General features: G+C 73.3%; 20 protein-coding genes. 12 read left to right on the top strand and 8 right to left on the bottom strand.

Annotation, left to right across the window (positions count from 1 at the left end; genetic code table 11):
• Positions 1-22: 22 nt before the first annotated feature.
• A complete protein-coding gene (locus AB0C16_RS10930; protein ID WP_357681276.1) occupies positions 23-2,521 on the bottom strand; it encodes a DUF3516 domain-containing protein in 2,499 nt (832 codons plus the stop codon).
• Between the two features lie 66 nt (positions 2,522-2,587).
• Positions 2,588-3,868 carry an acyltransferase gene (locus tag AB0C16_RS10925; protein ID WP_357681274.1) on the bottom strand — a complete coding sequence of 427 codons (1,281 nt, stop codon included), beginning with the start codon at positions 3,866-3,868 and terminating at the stop codon, positions 2,588-2,590.
• Positions 3,869-4,054: 186 nt separating this feature from the next.
• On the opposite strand from AB0C16_RS10925, the gene AB0C16_RS10920 reads away from it, so the two are divergent.
• The gene (locus AB0C16_RS10920; protein WP_357681272.1) at positions 4,055-5,302 is read left to right on the top strand and encodes a sensor domain-containing protein; all 1,248 of its coding nucleotides are present in this window, start codon (positions 4,055-4,057) and stop codon (positions 5,300-5,302) included.
• Positions 5,293-5,940 carry a response regulator transcription factor gene (locus tag AB0C16_RS10915; protein WP_357681269.1) on the top strand — a complete coding sequence of 216 codons (648 nt, stop codon included), beginning with the start codon at positions 5,293-5,295 and terminating at the stop codon, positions 5,938-5,940. The genes AB0C16_RS10920 and AB0C16_RS10915 overlap by 10 nt, the downstream gene beginning before the upstream one ends.
• A gap of 202 nt (positions 5,941-6,142) precedes the next feature.
• Here AB0C16_RS10915 and mihF read toward each other — a convergent pair whose 3' ends face one another.
• From mihF to AB0C16_RS10900, 3 genes are all read right to left on the bottom strand, one after another.
• Positions 6,143-6,448 carry an integration host factor, actinobacterial type gene (mihF, locus tag AB0C16_RS10910; protein WP_184962109.1) on the bottom strand — a complete coding sequence of 102 codons (306 nt, stop codon included), beginning with the start codon at positions 6,446-6,448 and terminating at the stop codon, positions 6,143-6,145.
• A gap of 105 nt (positions 6,449-6,553) precedes the next feature.
• Positions 6,554-6,958, bottom strand: coding sequence for a heme-binding protein (locus AB0C16_RS10905; protein ID WP_357681267.1), 405 nt, complete (start codon positions 6,956-6,958; stop codon positions 6,554-6,556).
• Positions 6,959-7,101: 143 nt separating this feature from the next.
• Positions 7,102-8,439: an ROK family protein gene (locus AB0C16_RS10900; RefSeq protein WP_357681265.1), complete on the bottom strand. Its 1,338-nt coding sequence runs from the start codon at positions 8,437-8,439 to the stop codon at positions 7,102-7,104.
• A 46-nt stretch (positions 8,440-8,485) separates the two neighbouring features.
• Between AB0C16_RS10900 and AB0C16_RS10895 the strand changes: the two genes are divergently transcribed.
• Positions 8,486-9,718: an MFS transporter gene (locus tag AB0C16_RS10895; protein ID WP_357681262.1), complete on the top strand. Its 1,233-nt coding sequence runs from the start codon at positions 8,486-8,488 to the stop codon at positions 9,716-9,718.
• A 176-nt stretch (positions 9,719-9,894) separates the two neighbouring features.
• On the opposite strand, the gene AB0C16_RS10890 is transcribed toward AB0C16_RS10895, so the two are convergent.
• Together AB0C16_RS10890 and AB0C16_RS10885 are read right to left on the bottom strand one after the other, a co-directional pair.
• Positions 9,895-10,854: a DUF523 and DUF1722 domain-containing protein gene (locus AB0C16_RS10890; RefSeq protein ID WP_357681260.1), complete on the bottom strand. Its 960-nt coding sequence runs from the start codon at positions 10,852-10,854 to the stop codon at positions 9,895-9,897.
• A 141-nt stretch (positions 10,855-10,995) separates the two neighbouring features.
• The gene (locus tag AB0C16_RS10885; RefSeq protein ID WP_357681258.1) at positions 10,996-12,453 is read right to left on the bottom strand and encodes an SDR family oxidoreductase; all 1,458 of its coding nucleotides are present in this window, start codon (positions 12,451-12,453) and stop codon (positions 10,996-10,998) included.
• Positions 12,454-12,602: 149 nt separating this feature from the next.
• Here AB0C16_RS10885 and AB0C16_RS10880 point away from each other — a divergent pair, with 149 nt between their 5' ends.
• From AB0C16_RS10880 to rbsK, 9 genes are read left to right on the top strand one after another with little or no spacing between them, the layout of a single operon-like run.
• Positions 12,603-13,628: a LacI family DNA-binding transcriptional regulator gene (locus AB0C16_RS10880; protein WP_357681256.1), complete on the top strand. Its 1,026-nt coding sequence runs from the start codon at positions 12,603-12,605 to the stop codon at positions 13,626-13,628.
• On the top strand, positions 13,625-14,536 hold the full coding sequence (locus tag AB0C16_RS10875) for a sugar ABC transporter permease (protein WP_357681254.1): 912 nt from the start codon (positions 13,625-13,627) through the stop codon (positions 14,534-14,536). Before AB0C16_RS10880 ends, AB0C16_RS10875 begins: the two co-directional genes overlap by 4 nt.
• A complete protein-coding gene (locus AB0C16_RS10870; protein WP_357681252.1) occupies positions 14,533-15,351 on the top strand; it encodes a carbohydrate ABC transporter permease in 819 nt (272 codons plus the stop codon). Before AB0C16_RS10875 ends, AB0C16_RS10870 begins: the two co-directional genes overlap by 4 nt.
• 9 nt (positions 15,352-15,360) lie before the next feature.
• Positions 15,361-16,662, top strand: coding sequence for a sugar ABC transporter substrate-binding protein (locus AB0C16_RS10865; protein WP_357681250.1), 1,302 nt, complete (start codon positions 15,361-15,363; stop codon positions 16,660-16,662).
• Positions 16,659-17,735 carry an ADP-ribosylglycohydrolase family protein gene (locus AB0C16_RS10860; RefSeq protein WP_357681248.1) on the top strand — a complete coding sequence of 359 codons (1,077 nt, stop codon included), beginning with the start codon at positions 16,659-16,661 and terminating at the stop codon, positions 17,733-17,735. Before AB0C16_RS10865 ends, AB0C16_RS10860 begins: the two co-directional genes overlap by 4 nt.
• Positions 17,736-17,742: 7 nt before the next feature.
• A complete protein-coding gene (locus tag AB0C16_RS10855) occupies positions 17,743-18,705 on the top strand; it encodes an ADP-ribosylglycohydrolase family protein (RefSeq protein ID WP_357681246.1) in 963 nt (320 codons plus the stop codon).
• Positions 18,702-19,877 carry an ADP-ribosylglycohydrolase family protein gene (locus AB0C16_RS10850; protein WP_357681244.1) on the top strand — a complete coding sequence of 392 codons (1,176 nt, stop codon included), beginning with the start codon at positions 18,702-18,704 and terminating at the stop codon, positions 19,875-19,877. The genes AB0C16_RS10855 and AB0C16_RS10850 overlap by 4 nt, the downstream gene beginning before the upstream one ends.
• Positions 19,874-21,214 carry an ADP-ribosylglycohydrolase family protein gene (locus AB0C16_RS10845; protein WP_357681242.1) on the top strand — a complete coding sequence of 447 codons (1,341 nt, stop codon included), beginning with the start codon at positions 19,874-19,876 and terminating at the stop codon, positions 21,212-21,214. The genes AB0C16_RS10850 and AB0C16_RS10845 overlap by 4 nt, the downstream gene beginning before the upstream one ends.
• Positions 21,211-22,098 (top strand): ribokinase, encoded by an 888-nt coding sequence (gene rbsK / locus AB0C16_RS10840; RefSeq protein WP_357681240.1) that lies wholly within the window; start codon positions 21,211-21,213, stop codon positions 22,096-22,098. The genes AB0C16_RS10845 and rbsK overlap by 4 nt, the downstream gene beginning before the upstream one ends.
• 248 nt (positions 22,099-22,346) lie before the next feature.
• Here the strand turns inward: rbsK and AB0C16_RS10835 are convergent.
• The coding region (locus AB0C16_RS10835; RefSeq protein ID WP_357681641.1) for a methionine adenosyltransferase domain-containing protein at positions 22,347-22,489 on the bottom strand (143 nt) is incomplete at its 5' end.

Raw genomic sequence — 22,489 nt, 5'->3', positions numbered from 1 at the left:
CACGACTATTGGCGTGGCCCGCTCAGAGCCGGTTGAGCCCCACGACGTGCACCACCGCGCGGCCCTCCTCGTCGGAGGCGGCCAGGTCGACCTGCGCGTCGATGCCCCAGTCGCCGTCGCCCGCAGGGTCCTTGACGGTCTGGCGGACCTTCCACAGGCCGCTCTCCTCCTCGATGCGGAGCAGCGCGGGCCCCCGCGCGTCGGCACCGGTGAGGATCTCCTCGTGCTCGTCGTAGTAGGCGTCGAGCGCCGCGCCCCAGTCGACGTCGGGAGCCAGCTCCTCCAGCTCGTCCTCCTTCTCCAGCGCGCAGAGCTCGATCAGCCGGAACATCGCGTTGCGCACCAGCACCCGGAACGCCCGCGGGTTGCCGGTGACCGGGCGGACCTTGGCCTCCAGCTGCTCCTGCCGCTCCAGCGCCTCCTCCGGGTTGGCCAGCTTCTCCCACTCGTCGATCAGGGAGGAGTCGACCTGCCGCACCAGCTCACCGAGCCACTCGATCAGGTCGACCAGGTCCTCGGTCTTCAGGTGCTCGGGCACCGTGCGGGACAGGGTGCGGTAGGCGTCGGCCAGGTAGCGCAGCACCGTGCCCTCGGACCGGGCCAGCTCGTAGAACTGGATGTAGTCGCCGAACGTCATCGCCCGCTCGTACATGTCGCGGACGACGGACTTGGGGCTGACCGTGTAGTCGCCCACCCACGGGTGGCCTCGCCGGTAGGTCTCATAGGCGCCCAGCAGCAGGTCGTCGAGCGGCATCGGGTACATCACCTCGGCCAGCGCCTCCATGCGCTCTTCGTACTCGATGCCGTCGGCCTTCATCTGGGCCACCGCCTCGCCCCTGGCCTTCTTCAGCTGGGCCGACAGGATCTGGCGCGGGTCGTCGAGGATGGACTCGACGATCGACACCATGTCGAGCGCGTAGCCGGGCGACTCGCGGTCGAGCAGCTCGAAGGCGGCCAGCGCGAACGTCGACAGCGCCTGGTTGAGCGCGAAGTCCTCCTGCAGCTCGATGGTGAGCCTGGCCCGCCTGCCCTGCTCGTCGGGCTCCTTCAGCTGCTCCACGATGCCGCCGGCGAGCAGCGACCGGTAGATGGCGATGGCCTGGCTGATGTGCCGCCGCTGCCACTTGCGGTCCTCGTGGTTGTCGGTCAGCAGGTGTTTCATCGCCTGGAAGCAGTCGCCCGGCCGGTTGATGACCGCGAGCAGCATCGCGTTGCTCACCTTGAACCGGGAGTTGAGCGGCTCCGGCTCGGCGTTCTGCAGCTTCTCGAACGTGTCCTCGCTCCAGCCGACGAACCCCTCCGGCGGCTTCTTGCGGGCGTAGCCGCGCCGCCGCTTGGGATCGTCGCCGATCTTGGCGAGCGCCTTGGCGTTCTCGATGTCGTGCTCGGGCGCCTGGCAGGCCACGTAGCCGATCGTGTCGAAGCCGGCCCGCCCGGCGCGGCCCGCGATCTGGTGGAACTCGCGGGCTCGCAGCCGGCGCACCTTGTTGCCGTCGTACTTGGACAGCGCGGTGAACAGGACGGTCCGGATCGGCACGTTGACGCCGACGCCGAGGGTGTCGGTGCCGCAGATCACCTTGAGCAGCCCGGCCTGGGCCAGCCGCTCCACCAGCCGCCGGTATTTCGGCAGCATCCCGGCGTGGTGCACGCCGATGCCGTGGCGGACCAGCCGTGACAGGGCCCGGCCGAAGCGGGTGGTGAACCGGAAACCGCCGATCATCGCGGCGATCGCCTCTTTCTCGGCCTTCGTCGCCATGTTGATCGACATCAGGGCCTGGGCCCGCTCCATCGCGGCGGCCTGCGTGAAGTGGACCACGTAGACCGGGGCCTGGCCGGTGCTGAGCATCTCCTCCAGCGACTCGTGCAGCGGGGTCATCCGGTAGGAGTAGATCAGCGGGACCGGCCGCTCGGCGTGCTTGACCACCGCCGTCGGCCGTCCGGTGCGTCTGGTCAGGTCGCGCTCGAACATCGAGACGTCGCCGAGCGTCGCCGACATCAGTACGAACTGCACGTTGGGCAGCTCCAGCAGCGGCACCTGCCAGGCCCAGCCCCGGTCGGGCTCGGCGTAGAAGTGGAACTCGTCCATGACCACCTGGCCGATGTCGGCCGCGGCGCCGTCGCGCAGCGCCACGTTGGCCAGGATCTCGGCGGTGCAGCAGATGATCGGCGCGCCCGGGTTGACGCTCGCGTCGCCCGTCATCATGCCGACGTTGTCGGTGCCGAACAAGGCGCACAGGTCGAAGAACTTCTCCGACACCAGCGCCTTGATCGGCGCTGTGTAGAAGGTGCGGATGTCCCTGGTCAGCGCGGCGAAGTGGGCGCCGGCCGCGACCAGGCTCTTGCCGGAACCGGTCGGGGTCGCCAGGATCACGTTGCTCCCGGAGACGACCTCGATCAGGGCCTCCTCCTGGGCGGGATAGAGCGTGAGCCCCCGTTCGGAGTTCCAGGCGACGAAGGCGTCGAAGATGGCGTCGGGCTCGGCGTCGATCTCTTCGGGCAGGCGGTCTACGAGAAGGCTCACCCCTCTATCCTGCCGAAGTCCGCGCCATGGTCGGACCGGTCGGCCCGAACGGGCCTTCGCCGGTGGTCAGGCCCGGGTCCGCGGACCGGTGAGGAGCAGGCCGCCGAGGATGGCCAGCAGCGCGACGAACGGGACGACGCCGGGCGCGAAGCCCGTCACGGTCAGCGCCAGCAGCCCGCCGCCGATCAGCGTGGCCGAGGTGAGCGCCCCGCGCCAGGTCGCCTGCCCGTACGGCAGCACGGGCGGCTCCTCGAAGCGCCGGAACCAGCTCAGCAGCGGCCACATGACCAGGCACAGCGCACCGAGCCAGAGCGGCCACCCGGCGAACCAGCCGAGGCTGCCCGGAGCCGGGGTGTTCAGCCCGAGGGCCACCACGGCCACGCCCGTGACGGCGAACAGGGCGGGCATGTGCCACAGGTAGGCGGTCATGACGCGCGGCCCGGCCCAGGCGAGCAGCCGGCCGCTCGGCAGCCGGACGAGCCACGGCCGCAGCGTCACGGCCAGCCCGATCTGCCCGAACGCCACGGCCAGCATGGCCAGCGTCGGCGGGGCCATGTTCGACATCTCGGCCCCGGGCAGGCCGATCATGCTGCCCGGGTACGGACCCGCCCACACCAGCAGCGCCGCGCTGCCGAACCCGCCGGCGGCGAGGGCCCAGGGACGGGTCAGCCGCCCCTCCGCGTACAGGAAACCGAGCTGGTGCACCGCGAGCCAGACGAACACGATGTTGAGGTAGCCCAGCGCGTCCAGCCCCGTGGAGAAGCGCAGCAGGTCGGTCAGCACCGCGCCGGCCGCGAGGATCGCGGGCACCCGCGGGCCGTGCCTGCGGTGCAGGCCCATCAGGTACGGCGTGGCGGCGACGGCGATCAGGTAGACGGCGAGAAACCACAGCAGCTGGCCGGTCAGCCGCGCGCCCACGTCCAGCGGCTGCTCGGGCACGCCGAGCGAGGCCAGCGCCTGGGGGAGCGGGATCCAGACCGCGGCCAGCGGCAGCAACGGCCAGGCCAGCCGGCGCAGCCGGGTGAACAGCCACCGCGGCGCGCCGTGCGCCGCGCGGCCGAGGCTGATCGCGTTGGCCGCGCCGCCCGCGAAGAACACCAGCGGCATCACCTGGCTGATCCACGTGACCACCCACGCGCCCGGTGCCGCCAGCGCGTTGCCGGTGCTCAGGCGGATGCCGTCGAAGGACAGGACCGGGATGGTCCAGTGCTGCAGCACGACGAGCGCGACGCCGAACACCCGCAGGAGGTCGAGGAAAGGGTCCCTGGCCACCGGCCGCGCGCACACCGGGCGGGCCGGGGCGACGGCGCCCGCGCGGGGGAGCGGACGATCGATCAAGACGGTCATGGGGGGGAGCCTCGATTCCTCGTGAGCGGGTGATCCAAGGCTCCCGCCGGGCCCGCTGTCGCACACTGCCGCGAGCCGCCGTGTTCGGGTCGCGATCTCACCACCGCGCCGGGTAGGGCTGGCCCTACCCCCGGACGCCTGCGTACCGGGTCGCCCCCCTGATGGCGGCGTCATAGCGTGTGGGACATGCGTTCCCTGATGAGGCGTGTCCTGCTCGACACGCGCTATACACTCGTGGGCTTCCCCACCGCCGTCATCGCCTTCGTGCTCCTGGTGGCCGGGTTCGCCGCGGGAGTGAGCACGGCGGTCGTGTGGATCGGGGTGCCGATCCTGGTCGGCACGCTCCTGACCGCGCGCGGTTTCGCCGACGCGGAGCGCGGCTGGCTGTCCGACGTGCTGGAGCGCCCGCCCGTACGCCCCCGTTACAAGCCCGCACCCGCCGGAGCCGGCCGCTTCCGCAGGCTGGTCAACCCGCTGACCAGCGGGCAGTCGTGGCTCGACCTGATCCACGGCCTGCTGAACTTCCCCATCTCGATCATCTCGTTCGTGGTCACCGTGGTCTTCTGGTCGCTGCCGCTGGCCGGCCTGACCTACCCGCTCTACGGCATCGTCACCTCGCGCATCCCGGGCAACACCGAGCTGCCCGAACTCCTCGGCTTCGGCGGCGGCTACCTGACCAACGCGATCTTCTACGTGAGCGTCGGGCTGGTGAGCGCGCTGCTCCTGCCGCTCATGGTGCGCGGCTCCGCGCTGCTGCGGGCCGGTCTCGGCCGGGCGCTGCTGACCGGCGTCGCCGAGCTGCGGGAACGCATCGACGACCTGGCCGAGGGGCGGGCCGCCGCGGTGTCCGCCGAGGCCAACGCGCTGCGCAAGCTGGAGCGCGACATCCACGACGGCCCCCAGCAGCGGCTCGTCTCGCTCGCCATGGAGCTGTCCAGGGCGCAGCGCCAGATGAGCAAGGACCCAAGCGCCGCCCACGCCACGATCAGCTCGGCCATCACGGCCACCCGGGAGACGCTCGACGAGCTGCGCGCCCTGTCACGCGGCATCGCGCCGCCCATCCTGTCGGACCGCGGGCTCGCCCCCGCGCTCGCCGCGCTGGCCGGCCGCTGCACCATCCCCGTCGACCTCGACGTGCAGGTCACCGAGCGCTACCAGGCCGGCGTCGAGAACGCGGTCTACTACGTGGTCGCCGAGACGCTGACGAACGTCGCCAAGCACAGCCGCGCCACCGTCTGCACCGTCCAGCTGACCCGCACCGCCGGCATCCTCATGCTGACGATCGGGGATGATGGGGTCGGCGGCGCACACGTCGCCAAGGGACACGGTCTCGCCGGGCTGGCCGACCGGCTCCGCGCGGTCGACGGGGAGCTCACGATCCAGTCGCCGGATGGCGGGCCGACAGTGATCGTGGCGGAGGTGCCGTGCGCGTAGTCGTGGCCGATGACGCGGTTCTGATCAGGGAGGGCCTGGTCAGGCTGCTCGAAGAGTTCGGCTGCGAGGTGGTGGCGGCCGTCGGCGACGGCGACGGCCTCGTCTCGTCCGTGGCCGAGCACCGGCCGGACGTGTCGGTGGTGGACGTGCGGATGCCGCCGTCCTTCACCGACGAAGGGCTCCGGGCGGCGGTCGAGGCCCGGAGGCGGGTGCCTGGCGCGCCCGTGCTCATCCTGTCGCAGTACGTCGAGGTCTCCTACGCCGACGACCTGCTGGCCGATGCCAGGGGCGCGGTGGGCTACCTGCTGAAGGACCGGGTGGTCGACGTCGACGAGTTCATGGAGGGCCTGCGGCGGGTCGCCGCGGGCGGGACCGTGTTCGATCCGCAGGTGGTGTCCCAGTTGATGGTGCGCAGGCGCAGAGACGATCCGCTGGCCCAGCTGACGCCGCGCGAGCGGGAGGTGCTCGGGCTGATGGCCGAGGGCAGGTCCAACCCGGCCATCGGCAGGCAGCTGGTGATCAGCGACGGGGCCGTGGAGAAGCACATCAGGAGCATCTTCAGCAAGCTCGGCCTGTACGCCGACGACAGCGACCAGCACCGGAGGGTTCTCGCCGTGCTGACCTATCTGCGTTCCTGACGCCTCCGGGGGCCTTTCCTCCAACGCCGTACGGCGGAGCGTCTACTGCACGCCGTCCGGGGTGTTCCCGGAGCGTCTACTGAACGCCGTCCGGGAGGTTCCCGAAGCGTCGCCTGAACGCCGGCCGGGGTGTCTCTCGTAACCTCTCCCGAACGCCGGCCGGTCCGCGCGGTCGTCTCCGCGCGGACCTGGCCGCCCGGTCTCAGCCGAGCGCGTCGACCAGCTTCTTGCGCTGCTGGGCGCCCAGGCCGCCGAGGCGGCGCTTCTCGTCGACGCCCGCCTCCTCCATCAGCGCGGTGGCCTTGGCGGGGCCGACGCCCTTGACCGCGCGCAGGGCCTGCGACACCTTGATCTTCTTGGCGATGTCGTCATCGCGCTCGAGAAGCTGCGCGAAGGACAGCTCGCCGGCCTTGACCTTGGCGAGCAGGGCGGTGCGGGCCGCGCGGGCCTCGGCGGCCTTCTCCAGTGCCGCCTTGCGCTGCTCGGGGGTGAGAGTGGGAAGTGCCATCTCGGATCTCTCCTCGGGGAGTTGACGTTCGGGGATTCCTGTTACCCGTCGTGCAGGGGCTAATCATGGCGGATACCAGCCATTCCGCGTGCGGAAAGTGACCGCTCAACGGGTGTGCCATACCGAGGCGGCCGCCTCGGCGCACGCCACGTCCTGGGCGACCGTGCCCCCGCTGACCCCCACACCGCCGACCACGCGCTCCCCCTCGCCGTAGTCGGCCCAGAGGGGGACGCCACCCCCGAGACAGACGAAACGATCACCGGCCAGACCGTAGAGTTCCCCTCCCGGAGCGGCCAGCACCGCCAGGTCGGCAGTGGGCCTGCCGTGGGCCACCGAGGTGTACGCCTTGCCCGGCGCCAGCACCGGGCCCGCGAGCTGCGCCCCCTCCATACGCTGGAATGTCACCAGATGGCCGCCCGAGTCGACGACGGCCACGGAGATCCGCGCGCCTTCGCGTGCCGCCTGCTTCAGCGCCGCCTCGCATACGCGGAGCGCGAGTTCAAGGTCCACGTGTTCTTCCCCTCACATCCCTGCCGCTTCACCTGCCGTCCGCCTCCATCCGTACAGCCCGGCCGGGCGGCCCGCAAGATCGTGTACGGCGGGCGCCTCGCCGGTGTTCGCTGGGCGCTTTCCGCCCTCGCGCGTGGTATCCATCACATTTCGTGGTCCGGGCGTGTCGCAGGGGTTTGCCGGGCGCGGTGACGGCGCCAGGCCTCGACGCCCTGGACCGTGAGGAAGTCGTCGAAGACGGACTCCACGGCGCCGACCAGGGCGCCGCGCCAGCCGAGCGCGGAGGCGGCCAGGCGTGGCGGGCGCTCGCGGCGGATCGTCATGAGACCGGTCTCGAACGGCTCCACGAGCGCGGGCAGGGCGCGCTCGTACAGGTCGGCGCCGAGGCCGGACAGCGTCACCACCTCCGGGTCGTGCGCGTTCACCAGGGCGGCGATCCCTCGGCCGAGAGCACGCGCACAGGCGCGCACCGCCCGCCCGGCCGCCTCCCCACCCGCGCTCGCGCCGAGGCGTGCGTCCGCGTCGACCGGGATGTCCGCGGAGGGGGACGCGCTCGCGCCAAGGCCCGTGCTCGCGCCGAGGGGGAGGTCCGCTGAGGGCGATGTGCTCGCTTGAGTGGTGGCCTGGGCGAGGATGTGGCCGGCCTGGGCGCGGCCCCTTCCGCCGCCGTAGGCGAGCCCGAGGTGGCGCAGCAGCGCGTTGGCCCCGACGTCGAGCCCCCAGCAGCCGTGCGCCCCGCACATGCACGGCGCGGTGCCGCCGGTGAGCGGCATGTGCCCGAACTCGGCGCCCATCCCGCCGGCTCCACCGAGCGGCCGCCCCTCCACCACCAGCACGCCGCCGAGGTCGAAGTCCACATGCAGGTGCAGCCCCACGCCGACGCCGCGCAGCAGGCCCCGCCGCGCCTCGGCCAGCGCCGCGAACGCCGTGTCGTTGCTCACCCGCGGCACCGTGCCGCCGAGGCCGAGCAGGGCCGGGACGTCCACCGAGCGCCAGCGCAGGTGCGCCACGTCGACCAGCCCGCCGGCGCGCACCGGGCCCGCCACGGCCACGCCCACGCCGACCACCCGAGGGCCGAGCCGCCGCAGGTGTCCGCGGAGCGCCTCGCCCAGCGGGCCGAACGCGTCCTCAGGAGTGCCGTCGTGATGACCGGTGCCGAGGACCGTCGTGTGGCCGCCCAGCTCGCCGGCCGCGATCTCCCAGCCGTCCTCGCGCAGGTCGACGGCGAGCGCGAGCGGGCCGTGCGGGTGGGGCCCCGGCACCTGGGTGGGGCGGCCCCTGCCGTGCTCGGCCGCGGGCGCCTCGTGCGCCAGCCGGTCCTCGGCCAGCTCGGCGGCCAGCACCGACGCGGTGCCCCTGGCCAGGCCGAGGTCACGGGTCAGCTGTGACCGGGTGCGCGTGGCGCCGCAGTCGTGCACGGCCCGCAGCAGCCGGACCCGGTTGTGCGCGCGCAGCTCGACGCTGGTGGTGGCACCGCTCATCGTGTGCTCATTGTGTGCGCCTCATGGCACTCATTATGCTCTCACCGTGAACATAAGTCTCGCGGATGCCAGACGGGCCCGCATCGGGGTGTTCGGCTACTTCTTCCTCGCCGGGTTCGTGATGGGGCTGTGGGCCTCGGGCCTGCCCTCGCTCAACGACCGGCTGGAGCTCGGCCCGGCCCGGCTCGGCAGCGTGCTGCTGCTGATCTCGGCCGGCGCGCTGGTGTCGATGCTGGTGGCCGGGCCGCTGGTGGACAGGTGGTCGAGCAGGGTCGTGTGCTGGTTCGGCGGGCCGTTGTCGGCCGTGGTGCTGCTCGGCCCGGCGCTCGCGCCGTCGTACCCGGCGCTGGCGATCCTGGCCGTGGTGTTCGGCATCGGGCTGGGAGTGACCGAGGTCGCCATGAACGCCCACTCCGTCGAGGTCGAGCGCGCCTACGCGCGGCCCGTCATCTCGGCCTTCCACGGGACGTGGAGCCTCGGCGGCGCGGCGGGCGGCGCGCTGACCGCCGCCGTCCTGGGGGCCGGCCTGGACGCGCAGGCGCTGCTGGTGGTGGCGGCGATCGTGGTGCCGTTCCTGTACGCGCCACTGGCCCGGCTGCTGCTGCCCGCCTCGCCCGGGCCCGCCGCCTCCGGAGCGGACACCGGCGAGGGCCGGTCCGCAGGCGGGTTGCGCTGGGGGCTGATCGCGATGCTCGGAGTGGCCGCGTTCGCCGGGCACCTGAGCGAGGGAGCGGCCATCGACTGGGCGGCCCTGCACGCCCGCTGGGTCCTCGACACCGACCCCGCCGCCGCGCCGCTCGCCTACACGATCTTCGCCGTGGCCATGACGACCGTCCGGCTGCTCGGCGACCCCATCCGGGCCCGGCTCGGCTCCGTCAACACGATTCGGCTGGCCGGGATCCTCGCCACCTGCGGATACGGCCTCGTGCTGGCCGCCCCGCCGGCCGGCGCCTCCCTGCGGGTGGTCTGCGCCTGGGTCGGCTGGGCGCTGGTCGGCGTCGGGCTGGCCACGGTGGTGCCGGTCATCTTCAGCGCCGTCGGCGCGGCCGGCGGGCCCGTCGGCCGGGCGCTGTCGCTGGTGACGGCCTTCGGCTACAGCGGGCTGCTGGTGGGGCCCGCGCTGCTCGGCTACGTCGCGGAGGCCTCGTCCCTGCCCGTCGCCCTGATCGTGCCCGCCGTCCTCGCCGCCGTCGTCGCCCTCACGGGAGTCCCCGCCATCCGGGCCCTGCACGCCGCCTCCCGCACGCCGGTGGCGGCCGAGGCGTCCGCCGGCGACTGACACGAGGTCCGCCCGGCTCGCGGGGGCCGCACGCGTCGTCCCGCCCGCCCGGGCCTGTCGCGCGCCGGACTGGCGGCGGACCGGAGACATCGCGGGCATGATCCTGACCATCCGGGCCTGTCGCGCGGACTGGTGGCGGACCGGACGCATCCCGGATGCCCGGGCCGGTCGCGCGGTCAGGCGGGGACGTGGTTGCGCAGCGCCAGGTCCGCCGGGTACGGCGAGAAGTAGGTCTGGCCGAGGACGTAACCGCCGTCCTCGCCGCGCGCGTGGTGGCGCAGGAGCGTCACAGGGACGCTCAGGGGCACCAGGCCCGCCTGGTAGGAGGCGATGACCTCGACCAGGTCGGCCCGCTGGAGGGCGTCGACGGTGATCATGCCGAGGCAGTGGTGGAGGACGTTGACGTTCCGGCCGACGCTCGCCTTCCTCGACAGCGCCGTACGGAACGCGCCGGCGTAGTCGGCGGCCAATTCGTCGCGCGGCCGGTTGCCCGCCTGGGCCACCAGCCGGCCGGCGAGGCGGTAGGCGGCGGGGTCGTGGGCGAGGATCTGCATCTTGTGCCGCGCGTGGAAGGCGACGAGGTCGCGCGGGCGCCAGTCGCCGGTCAGGAGCTCGCGCAGCCGGGCGTGGGCGAAGATCCGTTCCACGAACGTCTCGCGGAGCAGCGCGTCGTGCAGTCGCCCCTCGTCCTCGACCGGCAGCAGCGGGTCGGCCGAGAGGACGACCCCGGCGAAGACGCCCCGGCCGCGCCGGTCGGCCGGTGGGCCGGACTCCCGGTGAACGGGGATGCCGTGGAGGCCGCAGCTCGGACTCTTGGCCTTGAAGACGTACCCGTCCACGTCGAGCGCGGCGGTCCTGGCGGCGGCCAGGGCGGTCATCCGGTCGGTGAGGTCCACGCGGCTCGTCCGGGTCATCAGGCGCGGGCCGCGGTCGGAGCCCTCCAGCCGGAGCGTCTCACGCGGTGTGCCGAGCCCCGCTTCCATTTCCGGACAGATCGGCACCCAGTCGACGTGCGGGCCGAGGGCGCCGGCCAGGAACCGGTCTCGGCTGTGGCCGCCGTTGAACCGTACGGGCTCGCCGAGCAGGCAGCCCGAGACGGCCACCCTGGGCCTGGTCATGGCGGGGCGCGCGTCCATCGCCGCCTCCTCGGATAGATAACTTCCTCAAAACTCATTCATATCCGGAGCGGACGCGCCAGGGCAACCAAGGACGGGGAGATCGTGGACACGGCCCGGCCTACCGGCGGGTCACGGCCCCGAGCCCGGCGTGACGGGGCGCTACGGCGCCGAGGACGCGGCGGCGGCCAGGTTGCGGGACATCCGGCCGAAGATCAGGTCGTGGAAGGGTGAGATCAGCCACCAGTAGAGGTGACCCAGCAGCCCGCGCGGGTGGAAGATCGCCCGCTGGTGGTAGACGGTACGGCCCCCTTCGCGCGCCACGCTCAGCTCCAGCCAGGCCAGGCCGGGCAGCCGCATCTCGGCCCGCAGCCGCAGCAGCCGACCGCGCTCGACCTCCTCCACCCGCCAGAAGTCGAGCGCGTCGCCGACCCTGAGCCGCTGCGGATCGCGGCGGCCCCGGCGCAGGCCCACCCCGCCGGCCATGCGGTCGATCGCCCCGCGCAGGTGCCAGGCGACGGGCAGGGAGTACCAGCCGCGCTCGCCGCCGATGGCCTCGATCACCCGCCACAGCGTGGCGGGATCGGCGTCGACCACATGGCTGCGGCGGTCGACGTAGAGGCTGCCGCCGGCCCAGTGGGGGTCGGTGGGCAGCGGGTCGCTGGGCGCCCCCGGGGTGGAGGCCGAGGACCACCGGGTCGTCACGTCGGCCTCCTTGATCTTCTGCAGCGCCAGCGACACGGCCCTGGTGAAGCCGGTCAGGCCGCCCGGCGGGTCGGGGACGTAGCGGGCGATGTCGTGCTCGCGGCACACGGCCTCGTTGCGCAGGGACTCCACCAGCGGGCGGGCGATGCCGGCCGGCACCGGCGTGACCAGGCCCACCCAGTGGCTGGACAGCCAGGGGCTGAGCAGCGGCACCGGAATGATCAGCCGTGGCGGCAGGCCGGCCACGGCGGCGTACCCGCGCATCATGTCGGCGTAGGTCAGCACGTCGGGGCCGCCGAGGTCGAAGCCGCGGTCGACCCGGTCGGGCACGCTCGCCCAGGCGACCAGATAGCGCAGCACGTCGCGCACCGCGATGGGCTGTGTCCGGGTGCGCACCCAGCGCGGCGTCGTCATCACCGGGAGCCGTTCGGTGAGGTAGCGGAGCATCTCGAAGGAGGCCGACCCGGAACCGATGATCACCGCGGCGCGCAGCACCACGGCGGGCACCCGGCAGCCCAGCAGGGTCTCGGCCACCTCGGCGCGCGAGAGCATGTGCGGCGACAGGCCCTCGCCCGAGGCGAGCCCGCCCAGGTAGACGATCCTGCGCACCCCGGCCGCCTCCGCCGCCTCGGCGAAGACGCGGGCCGCCCGGCGGTCCGCCTCGGCGAAGTCCCCGCGCGCGCCCATGGTGTGGATCAGGTAGTAGGCCACCTCGATCCCGTCCAGGGCGCGGCGGGTCGCCTCGGGGTCGAGCGCGTCGGCCTCGGCGACCTCGACGCGCTCCGCCCACGGCAGGTCGCGCAGCTTGCGGGCCGAGCGCACCATGCACCGCACCCGGTGACCGGCGGCGAGCAACTCGGGCGCCAGCCGCCCGCCGATGTAACCGGTCGCTCCCGTGACAAGGCATCGCGTCATGGTCGGTCACCTCCCGCCCGGTTCCTACCCTGACCTGGTGTTATGTGATCGTGACTTGACCTCGTGCTGGGCTCCCGGTTTCATGTGCGAAACACGGTAAACGTTTACAGCAATGCGCTGGAAACGTTTACTTTCACGGGAGGACAGCTTTGGGCCAGGGACCCACGATCAACACGATCGCCGCGCGCGCGGGCGTCTCCATCGCCTCGGTCTCGCGGGTGCTGAACGGACTGCCGACCCGGCAGGAGACCGAGCGCAAGGTGATGGCCGCGGCCGAGGAGCTCGGTTACGTGCGCAACGCCGTGGCCAGATCGCTCAAGTCGCGCCGCACCCACCAGGTCGCGTTCGCCATGGCCGACGTCGGCAACCCCGCCTACCTGGCCATGCTGCGCGAGATCCAGCCGGTGCTCAAGGCGGCCGGCTACCGGCTCGTGCTGCACTCCACCGACGCCGTCGTGGCCGACGAGATCGACGTGCTGCACAGCCTCGGCGAGCACTACGTGGACGGGCTCATCATGGTCCCGCTGCGGGTCACCGGGACGCACCTGGAGATGCTCGCCGCCGCCCGGGCCCCGGTCGTGATCATCGGCTCGGTGCCCGAGGGCACGCCCGTCGACAACGTGCGCGCCGACTCGCGCACCGGTGTCCGGCTGGCCCTCGACCACCTCCACGCGCTCGGCCGCCGCCGCATCGGGCTGGTCAACGGCCCGCTCGACACCGTGCCGGGCGCGGCCCGCGGCGCCGCCTACCGCGAGGCGCTCGGCGCGCTCGGCCTGCCGTACGACGAGGAGCTGGTGGAGATCGGCGACTTCTACCGCGAGGAAGGACGCCGCGCGGTGGCGACGCTGCTCGACCGGGTGGCCGACATCGACGCGCTGATGTGCGCCAACGACCTGATCGCGCTCGGCGCGCTCGACGTGCTGCGGGCCGCCGGCCGGCGGGTGCCGCAGGACGTGGCGGTGGTCGGCATGGACGACACCGACCTCGCCGCCGCCTCCTGGCCGTCGCTCACCAGCGTCTCGCTCGGCTCCGCCGAACGCGGCCGGGCCGCCGCCGAGCTGCTCCTCGACCGGCTGCGCCACGGCGACCGCGAGCCCCGCCTGGTCACCGTGCCGCCCCGCCTCGTGGTGCGCGCGTCCACGGGCCGCACGGGCGCGAAGGGGAGCGCTCCGTGACGGTAACCGCGACGCGGCCCGCACCGCCCGCGCGGCACGCCGGGGGCGGCGGCGGATCGCGGCGAAGCCGCGAGATGTGGGTGCTCATGCTGCCCGCGCTGGTGCCGGTCCTGCTGTTCAGCGTCGGCCCGCTGCTGTACGGCATCGGCCTGGCGTTCACCGACGCCGAGGCCGGCCGCAACCACGTGACCGGCTTCGTGGGCCTGGAGAACTTCGGCCGGCTGCTCGCCGACGACGAGTTCTGGTCGTCGATCAGGATCGGCCTGATCTGGGCCGTGTCGGTGACCGCGCTGCAGTTTCTCGCCTCGCTGGGCCTGGCGCTGCTGCTCGACCAGAGGCTGTGGTTCAGGGGCCTGGCCCGGGTGCTGGCCGTGGTGCCGTGGGCGATGCCGCCCGTGGTCATCGGCCTGATGTGGCGCCTGGTCTACCACCCCGACGCGGGCATCCTGAACAGCACGCTCGGCACCGACATCAACTGGCTCGCCGACTTCTCCTGGGCGCTGCCCGCCGTCATCGTCATGGGCGTCTGGAGCGGCATGCCGCAGACCACCGTGGTGCTGCTGGCCGGGCTGCAGGGCATCCCCAAGGAGTTGTACGAGGCGGTCGAGGTCGACGGCGCGGGCGCCTGGCGCAGGTTCTGGAACATCACGCTGCCCCAGCTGCGCCCCATCATCGTCACCATCACCTCGCTCGACTTCGTGTGGAACGTCAACCAGTTCAGCCTGGTCTACGTGCTCACCCAGGGCGGCCCCGGCGGCCGGACCCGGCTGCCCATGCTCTTCGCCTACGAGGAGGCGTTCAGGTTCGGCTTCTTCGGCTACGCGGCGACCCTCGGCCTGACCATCGTGATCGTCGTGCTCGCCCTGCTCGGGTTCTACCTGTGGCGGCAGCTGCGGGAGGTGTCTTGAGAAGGATCCCGCAGTACGCGGCGCTGCTGGCCTACCTCGTCTTCCTGGCCTTCCCGCTGGTCTGGCTGCTGTCCACGGCGCTGAAGACGCCGCAGGAGATGGCCAACCTCGACCCGGCCTGGATCCCGCGGGAGCCGACCCTGGCCAACTTCGGCGACGCGTTCGGCGAGCAGGACCTCGTCGGGGCGGGCACCCGCAGCCTGGTCGTGGCGCTGGCCAGCTCGCTGCTGACGGTCGCCGTCGCGTTGCCCGCCGCCTACGCGCTGGCCCGCTACCGGGGGCTGCTCAAGCGGGTGGCGCTCGGCTGGGTGCTGGTCAGCCAGGTCTTCCCGTTCATCCTGATCATCATCCCGCTCTTCATGGTGCTGCGGCGGCTCGACCTGGTGAACACACTGGCCGGGCTCGTGGTGGTGCATGTGACGTTCACGCTGCCGTTCGCGCTGTGGATGCTGCAGGGCTACGTGCGGTCGGTGCCGCGCGAGCTGGAGGAGGCCGCGGCCGTGGACGGCGCGGGCCGGATCCGCTCGATCGTCAGCGTCGTCGCGCCACTGCTGGCTCCCGGCGTGGTGGCGACGCTGCTGTTCTCGTTCATCTCCTCGTGGAACGAGTTCCTTTTCGCGCTCGTGGTCCTCAAGGACCCCGACGTGATGACACTCCCGCTCACGCTGGTGAGGTTCACCGGCCCCGAGGGGGTGTCCAGGCTCGGCCCGCTCGCCGCGGCGTCGCTCATGGCGACGATCCCGAGCCTGATCTTCTTCGCGATCATCCAGCGTCGGCTGAGGTCCGGTCTGATGGCCGGCGCTGTCAAGGGCTAGGAGGCTCTCATGCGTATGAAATCCGCGTTGGCGGCGGCGGCGATCGTCGCGCTGACCGCCGCGTGCGGTGGCGGAGGGGAAGGGGGGGAGTCCGCCTCCAACGAGCCGGTCAAGCTCGACTTCCTCAGCCTGGCGTGGCAGAAGGAGTCGGTGGAGGCCAACAAGCAACTGGTCGAGGAGTGGAACAAGGCCAACCCGAACATCCAGGTCACCTATGTCCAGGGCAGCTGGGACAACGTCAACGACCAGCTCGTCACCTCGTTCGAGGGCGGTGACCCGCCGGACGTCATCCACGACGACTCGCCCGCACTGTCCGGGTTCGCCGCCAAGGGGTACCTGCTGGACCTGAAGGACAAGGTGCCCGCCGAGCTCAAGAGCGACATCCCGCAGCCCGCCTGGGACACCGTCACCTTCGACGACGGCAAGGGCGGCCAGGGCGTGTACGGCGTGCCGTTCCTGCAGGAGTCGCAGGTCATCATCGCCAACAAGAAGCTGCTCGACGCCGCCAAGGTGCGCATCCCCACCTCCGACGACCCGTGGACGTGGGACGAGTTCGCCGACATCAGCAAGAAGCTCACCAAGGGCGACACGCACGGCGTGGCCTGGCCGATGAAGTCCCCGGTCAACAAGACGCTCAACCTGGCGCTCAACTTCGGCGGCACGTTCTTCCAGACCACCGGCGGCAAGACCACGGTCAAGGTCGGCGCCGAGGAGAAGGAGGTCCTCCAGCGCATCCACGACCAGCTCTACAAGGACAAGTCGGCCGACACCTCGGCGCTCGGCATGGGCACCGCCGACCCGCTGCCCGGCTTCTTCGCCGGCAAGTACGCGATGCTGCCCGTCGGCGTCTACCTGCGCCAGCAGGTCGCCGAGCAGGCGCCCGACGGCTTCGCGTGGGTGACGCTGCCGCCGCTCAAGGGCACCACCTCCGAGCAGGGCGCGGTCTCCCAGACGCTGTCGGTCGCCGCGGAGAGCAAGCACCCGGACGAGGCCGTCAAGTTCATCTCGTTCTTCCTGAACGGCCCCAACCAGGCCAAGCTCGCCAAGGGTGACTGGCTGCTGCCGACCTCGGTCAAGGCCGCGTCCGACCCGGTCATCACCACCGAGGAGAACGGCTGGGACGTGGCCACCGCCTCGGGCAAGAACCTCGTCGTGGCGCCGTTCCTCAAGGTGAACGGATTCGACGAGTGGAAGAGCAAGGTGGCGACACCGGTGCTGCAGGAGTTCTACGCCAACAAGATCACCATCGACGAGGCGGCCAAGCGGCTCGTCGACGACGGCAACAAGGTGCTGGAGCGGTACCAGCGGTGACCCATCGAGACAGGGCCCGGGGGTGTCTGCTCGGCCTGGCGGCCGGCGACGCCCTCGGGGCGCCCGCGGAGAACCTCTCTCCCGCCGAGATCCGCCGGAGGTGGGGACGGCTCACCGAGATCGAGGGCGGGGGCACGGACGACACCGAGTACGCCATCTTCGCCGCCTCCCTGCTGGTGCGGCACGGCCACGCGCTGACCTCGGCCGGCGTGGCCGCCGCCTACCGGGCGGAGATCGTCCCGCTGGTGACGGGGCCGATGCGCGGGGCGGGCTTCTCCGAGCTCGGCACCGTCGAGGCGCTGCGCCGGGGGCTGGAGCCGCCGCTGACCGGGCGGGCGCACCCGCACGGCTGGTCGGACGGCCTGGCCATGCGGGCCGCGCCGTACGGGGTGTTCTGCCCCGGCGACCCGGCCGAGGCGGCGCGGCTGGTGGAGCAGGACGGGCTGGTGAGCCACTCGGGCGAGGGCATTCTCGGTGGCCGCGCTGTCGCGGGGGCCGTGGCCGCCGCCATGTCCGGGGCCTCTCCACGGGAGACGGTGCGGGCCGCGCTGGCGGTCGTGCCCGCCGACTCCTGGACCGCCAGGAACATCACGCGGGTGTGCGAGGTGCTCGGCCGCTCGCCCGCCGACGGCTCCGGTGAGGTGCCGGTCGGGGCGGCGGTCCGCGAGGCGGGTGCAACGGCGGAGCTCGCGCTCGTCGAGGCGTTGCACGAGGCCGTCGTGGTCAGGCACTACCCCTGGACGGACCTGGCCCCCGAGGCGGTGGCGCTGGCGCTGGCCGCCTACCTGGCGGGCGAGGGCGACGTGGAGGCGAGCGTGACGTTCGCCGTGAGCCTGGGCCGGGACGCCGACACGATCGGCGCCATCGCGGGCGCCATCGCCGGGGCGGGGCAGGGCGAGCGCGGCGTGCCGGAGCGATGGGCCCGGCGGATCGGGCCCGCGACGGGAAAGTGCCTGCCCGTGGTGGCGGGCAGGCACGTGCTGGACGTCGCCGACGAACTGGCCGCCGCCGCCCGGCCCGCGACCGATCCGTACCCCGGCGGCCATGCGACCGGCCAGGCGAGAGGACTGTAGGAGAGGCATGTCGGGGGACAGGATCAGGGGAGCCTTTCTCGGGCTGGCCGTGGGCGACGCCGCCGGCTGGCCCGCCGCCAGGCACCGGGCGGCGCTGCACGCGCCGTGGAGCAGACGGCTGCACCGGGAGCTCGACGCGTTCGCCGAGGAACACCGGGTCACCACGCTGCCGGTGCCGTTCGCGCTCAACCAGCCGGTCGCGCCGCTGGCCGTCGGCCCGTCGGACGACGCCGAGTGGCTCGCCTGGACGCTGCTCACCATCGGCGAGCCGCGCGCCGGGGCGTTCCGCGCGCTCGGCCCGGACATCCGGGCCCGCATCTCGGTGGCGACCGCGATCGACAACCTGGCCAGGGGCGTGGAGCCGCCCGCCAGCGGGCACGACAACCCGCACCACTTCGACGACGCGGCGGCCGTCAGGGCCGTCGCCTTCGGCGCGCTCGGCCGCGACCCCACGGAGGACGCCCAGGTCACGAACGCGGGCGACGGGCTGCTCGGGGCGCGGGCCATGGCGCTGGCCGTGGCCGAGGCGGTCGCGTCGGGGTCGGCGGCCGAAGCCGTGCGGGCGGCTCTGACCGTACTGCCCGAGGACACCGCCATCGGCCACAACGCGCGCCTCGCGCTGGAGGTGGCGCACGCGGCGAAGGATCCGTTCGCCGCCGTGCCCGCGCTCGACGCGGCCCTGCTCGACCACGTCTACAGCTACGCGGTGGGGGCCGCCCAGACGGTGCCCGTGGCGCTGGCGCTGGCCGAGGTGTCGGGCGGCGCGCTGGACCGGGCCGTGCCCGCCGCCGCGTGCCTGGCCGCGCTGGCCGACTCGGCGCCCGCGCTCACCGGAGCGCTGACGGGCGCGTGCGGCGGACTCGCCGCGATCCCGGGGGAGTGGACCGGGGCGGCCCGCACGCTGGCCGGTTGCTGCCTGCCGATACTGGCAGGAAAAGATCTGATGGAACTCACGGAGGAATTCGCATGACGCCGCTTGAAGACCAGCCTGCCGACCTGCTTTCGAGCAAGGCCACAGGCTGCGTGGCGGGGGCGGCGGTCGGTGACGCGCTGGGCGGCGCCACCGAGGGCTGGACTCCCGAGCAGATCGTGCGGAGGTACGGCGGCCAGGTCCAGGGCATCGTGCCCCCCTACAACGAGGACTGGCGCAACGCCCGGCCCATCGCGCCCTATCACAAGGGTGACGGCCACATCACCGACGACACCCTGATGACGCACGCCCTGATCCGCGTCTACGAGAGGGTCCAGGGGCACCTCGGGGCCTACGCGATGGCCGACCACCTGGTTCCGGAGCTGATGGGGGAGCGGCGGTGGATCCCCGAGCTGGAGGCCGAGGCGCTGCCGCTGCACCGGATCTTCCTGGCCGAGAAGTGGATCGTGGCCAGGCTGCACTACGGCCACGTGGACCCACGCGAGGCCGGTGTCGGAAATATCGTGAACTGTGGCGCGGCCATGTACATGGCGCCCGTCGGCGTCGTGAACGCGGCCGACCCCGACGCCGCCTACGCCGAGGCCGTCGACCTGGCGGGCGCCCACCAGTCGAGCTACGGCAGGGAGGCGGCCGGGGTGATGGCCGCCGCCGTCGCCGAGGCCATGCGGCCGGGCGCGACCGTCGACTCCGTGGTCGCCACCTGCCTGCGGCTCGCCAAGGACGGCACCCGGGCCGCCATCGACGCGGTCTGCGAGGCCGCCCGCGGCGTCGGACACTGGGACGGCTCGTTCGCGACGCTCCGGGCGGCCGTCCGGCCCTTCGACACGGTCGCCGACACCTACCGCGACCAGGGGCTCGGCGCGCGGCGGCCGAGCCGCGTGCACAGCATCGAGGAGCTGCCGCTGGCGCTCGGGTTCCTCGTGGTGGCCAAGGGCGACTACCGGGAGACCGTGCTCGGCGGCGTCAACTACGGCCGTGACGCCGACTCGATCGCCTCCATGGGCGGCGCCATCGCGGGCGCGCTCGGCGGGCTCGCCGCCGTCCCCGCGGAGTGGGTCACCCGGGTCGCCGAGGCCAGCCGCACCGACCTGGTGGCGCCCGGCCACGCGATCGCCCGGGTGGCGCGCCGCGTCCACGCCGACGACCGGGCCCGCCGCCGCGTCCACGAGTCCGCCTTCGCCACCCTCCTCGCGGACGGATCGGGCGCGTGATCCGGCTGACCTGGGTGCAGCCCGAGGACCTGGTCGGCCACGAGCTGCGGCAGGCCGCCGAGGACGGCAGGGACGTGCGCGACGTCGCCGGCAGGTGGCATGCCGCCGGCGGACACGACGCCCCGCCGCGCGCCGGCGCCTCCGAGCCCGGCGCGTCGAGGCTGCGGCCGCTGGCCGAGCGGCTGCTCGACGAGCTGGCCGCGATCCCGTCGCCGCTCGACGAGCCGACCGGCCTGGCCGCTATCATCGCCGCCACACCGGCCTGGCCCGCCGCCCGCGACCGGGTCCCCGGCGGCCGGCGCGCCGACCCCGTGCGGGTGCTGGGCGCGTGGCAGGGGAGGGTAGCCGGGTGCGTCCTGGGCCGGCCCGTGGAGAAGGTCCCGCGCGAGGGCATCAGGGCGATCGCCGAGGCGACCGGCAACTGGCCCATCCGGGGCTGGTTCACCGCCAGGGGCCTGCCGCCGGAGATCGCCGGTCGGTGGTCGTGGAACCGGCGCGGCGCCGTCGACTCGCTGGCCGAGAACATCGACGGCATCCCCGAGGACGACGACCTCAACTACCCGCTGCTCGCCCTGTCGGTCCTGGAGCGCCACGGCCGCGGGTTCACCACCGACGACGTGGCCAGGCTGTGGCTCGACGAGCTGCCCGCGGGTCGTACATTCACCGCGGAGCGCGTCGCGTACCGCAACCTGCTCGCCGGCGTCGAGCCACCCGAGACGGCCACGCGCCGCAACCCGTTCCGCGAGTGGATCGGCGCGATGATCAGGACAGACGTGTACGGCTGGGTCAACCCGGGAGATCCGGCCACCGCGGCCGAGTACGCCTGGCGCGACGCCCGGCTCACGCACACGGCCAACGGCGTCTACGGGGCGATGTTCGCCGCCGCCATGTGCGCGCAGTCGCTCGTCGCGACGTCGGTGGAGGAAGTGGTGGGCGCCGGGCTGTCGGTCGTCCCGCCCCGCTCGCGGCTGCACCGGGCCGTCAGTCAGGCGGTCGAGGACGCCTCGCGCGAGAACGACTTCGAGAGGGTCGTCGACCGGCTGTACGAGCGGCACGGCGGCCTGCACTGGGTGCACACGGTCAACAACGCCGCCCTCGTCGCCGCCGCCCTGGTCCACGGCAGGGGCGACGTCACCGCGACCATCGCCGGAGCGGTCGCCGGCGGGTGGGACACCGACTCGGCGGGCGCGACGGCGGGCTCGCTCGCCGGGGCGCTGAACGGCGGTGTGCCCCCGCAGTGGAGGACGCGCGACGGCCTGACCACCAGCGTGACCGGTTTCGACGGCATCGGGCTGGAGGAGCTGGCTCGCCGCACCCAGGAGATGATGAGCGGATGATCTCGGTCTTCGGCAGCGCCAACATGGATCTGGTCGCGTACGTGGCCCGGGCTCCCAAGAGAGGTGAGACGGTCACGGGCCGGATGTTCCGCACCGTGCCCGGCGGAAAGGGCGCCAACCAGGCGATCGCCGCGGCCCGCGCGGGCGCGGAGGTGGCGTTCCTCGGCGCGGTGGGCGACGACGGCTTCGGCGCCGAGTTGCGCGACACGCTGGCCGTGGCCGGGGTGAACGTCGAGCGGCTGCGGCGGGTCCCCGGCCCGAGCGGCATCGCGCACATCGTGGTCGACGACGAGGGCGGCAACTCGATCGTCGTGGTGCCCGGCGCGAACGGCGCCGTCACCGGCCCCGGCGGCGAGGACGAGGCCGTGATCGCGGCCTCGCGGGCCCTGCTGCTCCAGCTCGAACTGCCCATGCCCGCCGTGGTCGCCGCCGCCCGGGCGGCCAGGGACGCGGGCGTGCCGGCCATCCTCACGCCCGCTCCCTCGCGGCCGCTGCCGGCCGAGCTGCTGGACGCCGTCGCGCTGATCGTGCCCAACGAGCACGAGGCCGCCGACCTCACCGGCGCGTCCTCCCCCGAGGCGGCCCTGGACGCGCTGCTCGAACGGGTCCCGGAGGCGGTGATCACGCTCGGCGCCGAAGGGGCGCTGTACGGCTCGCGGTCGGGCGATCGGCTGCGCGTGCCCGCCGTCCGTGTGAAGGCGGTCGACACCACGGCGGCCGGTGACACGTTCGCCGGGGCGCTCGCGGTGGCCCGTACGGAGGGCCGCCCGGTGGCCGACGCGCTGCGGTTCGCCTCGGCGGCGGCGGCGCTGTCCGTGCGGCGGGAGGGGGCCAGCACGTCGATGCCGTTCCGCACGGACATCGACGCGGCGCTCGCCCGGTGACCGCCGGCGCCTTCCGGCGGCGCGGCATCGCCTCGACCAGGTCGTCCCGGCGAGGCACGCGGGGCGGGCATGGCGCGGCGCGGCCGGCGGACACGGCGACTGCCGCAGCCCCGGCGAGTGGGGTGCGGCAGTCGGCGGGTGACGCGTGACGGTCGGAGACCGCGGCGGGTGCGGAGTAGGAGACCTCGGAGGGTGACGGTCGGAGACCGCGGCGGGTGAGGAGCAGGCGACCGCCGCGGTCTGGCGGGTCAGAGACCGGCGGCGGTCCTGAGTGCCTCGGCGCGGTCGGTGGACTCCCAGGAGAAGCCCTCGCGGCCGAAGTGGCCGTAGGCGGCGGTCTCGGAGTAGATCGGGCGCAGCAGGTCGAGGTCGCGGATGATGGCGGCCGGGC

This window comes from Nonomuraea sp. NPDC048916 (assembly GCF_040649575.1).
GTDB lineage: Bacteria > Actinomycetota > Actinomycetes > Streptosporangiales > Streptosporangiaceae > Nonomuraea.
This window is presented reverse-complemented; position numbering and strand designations above follow the sequence as displayed.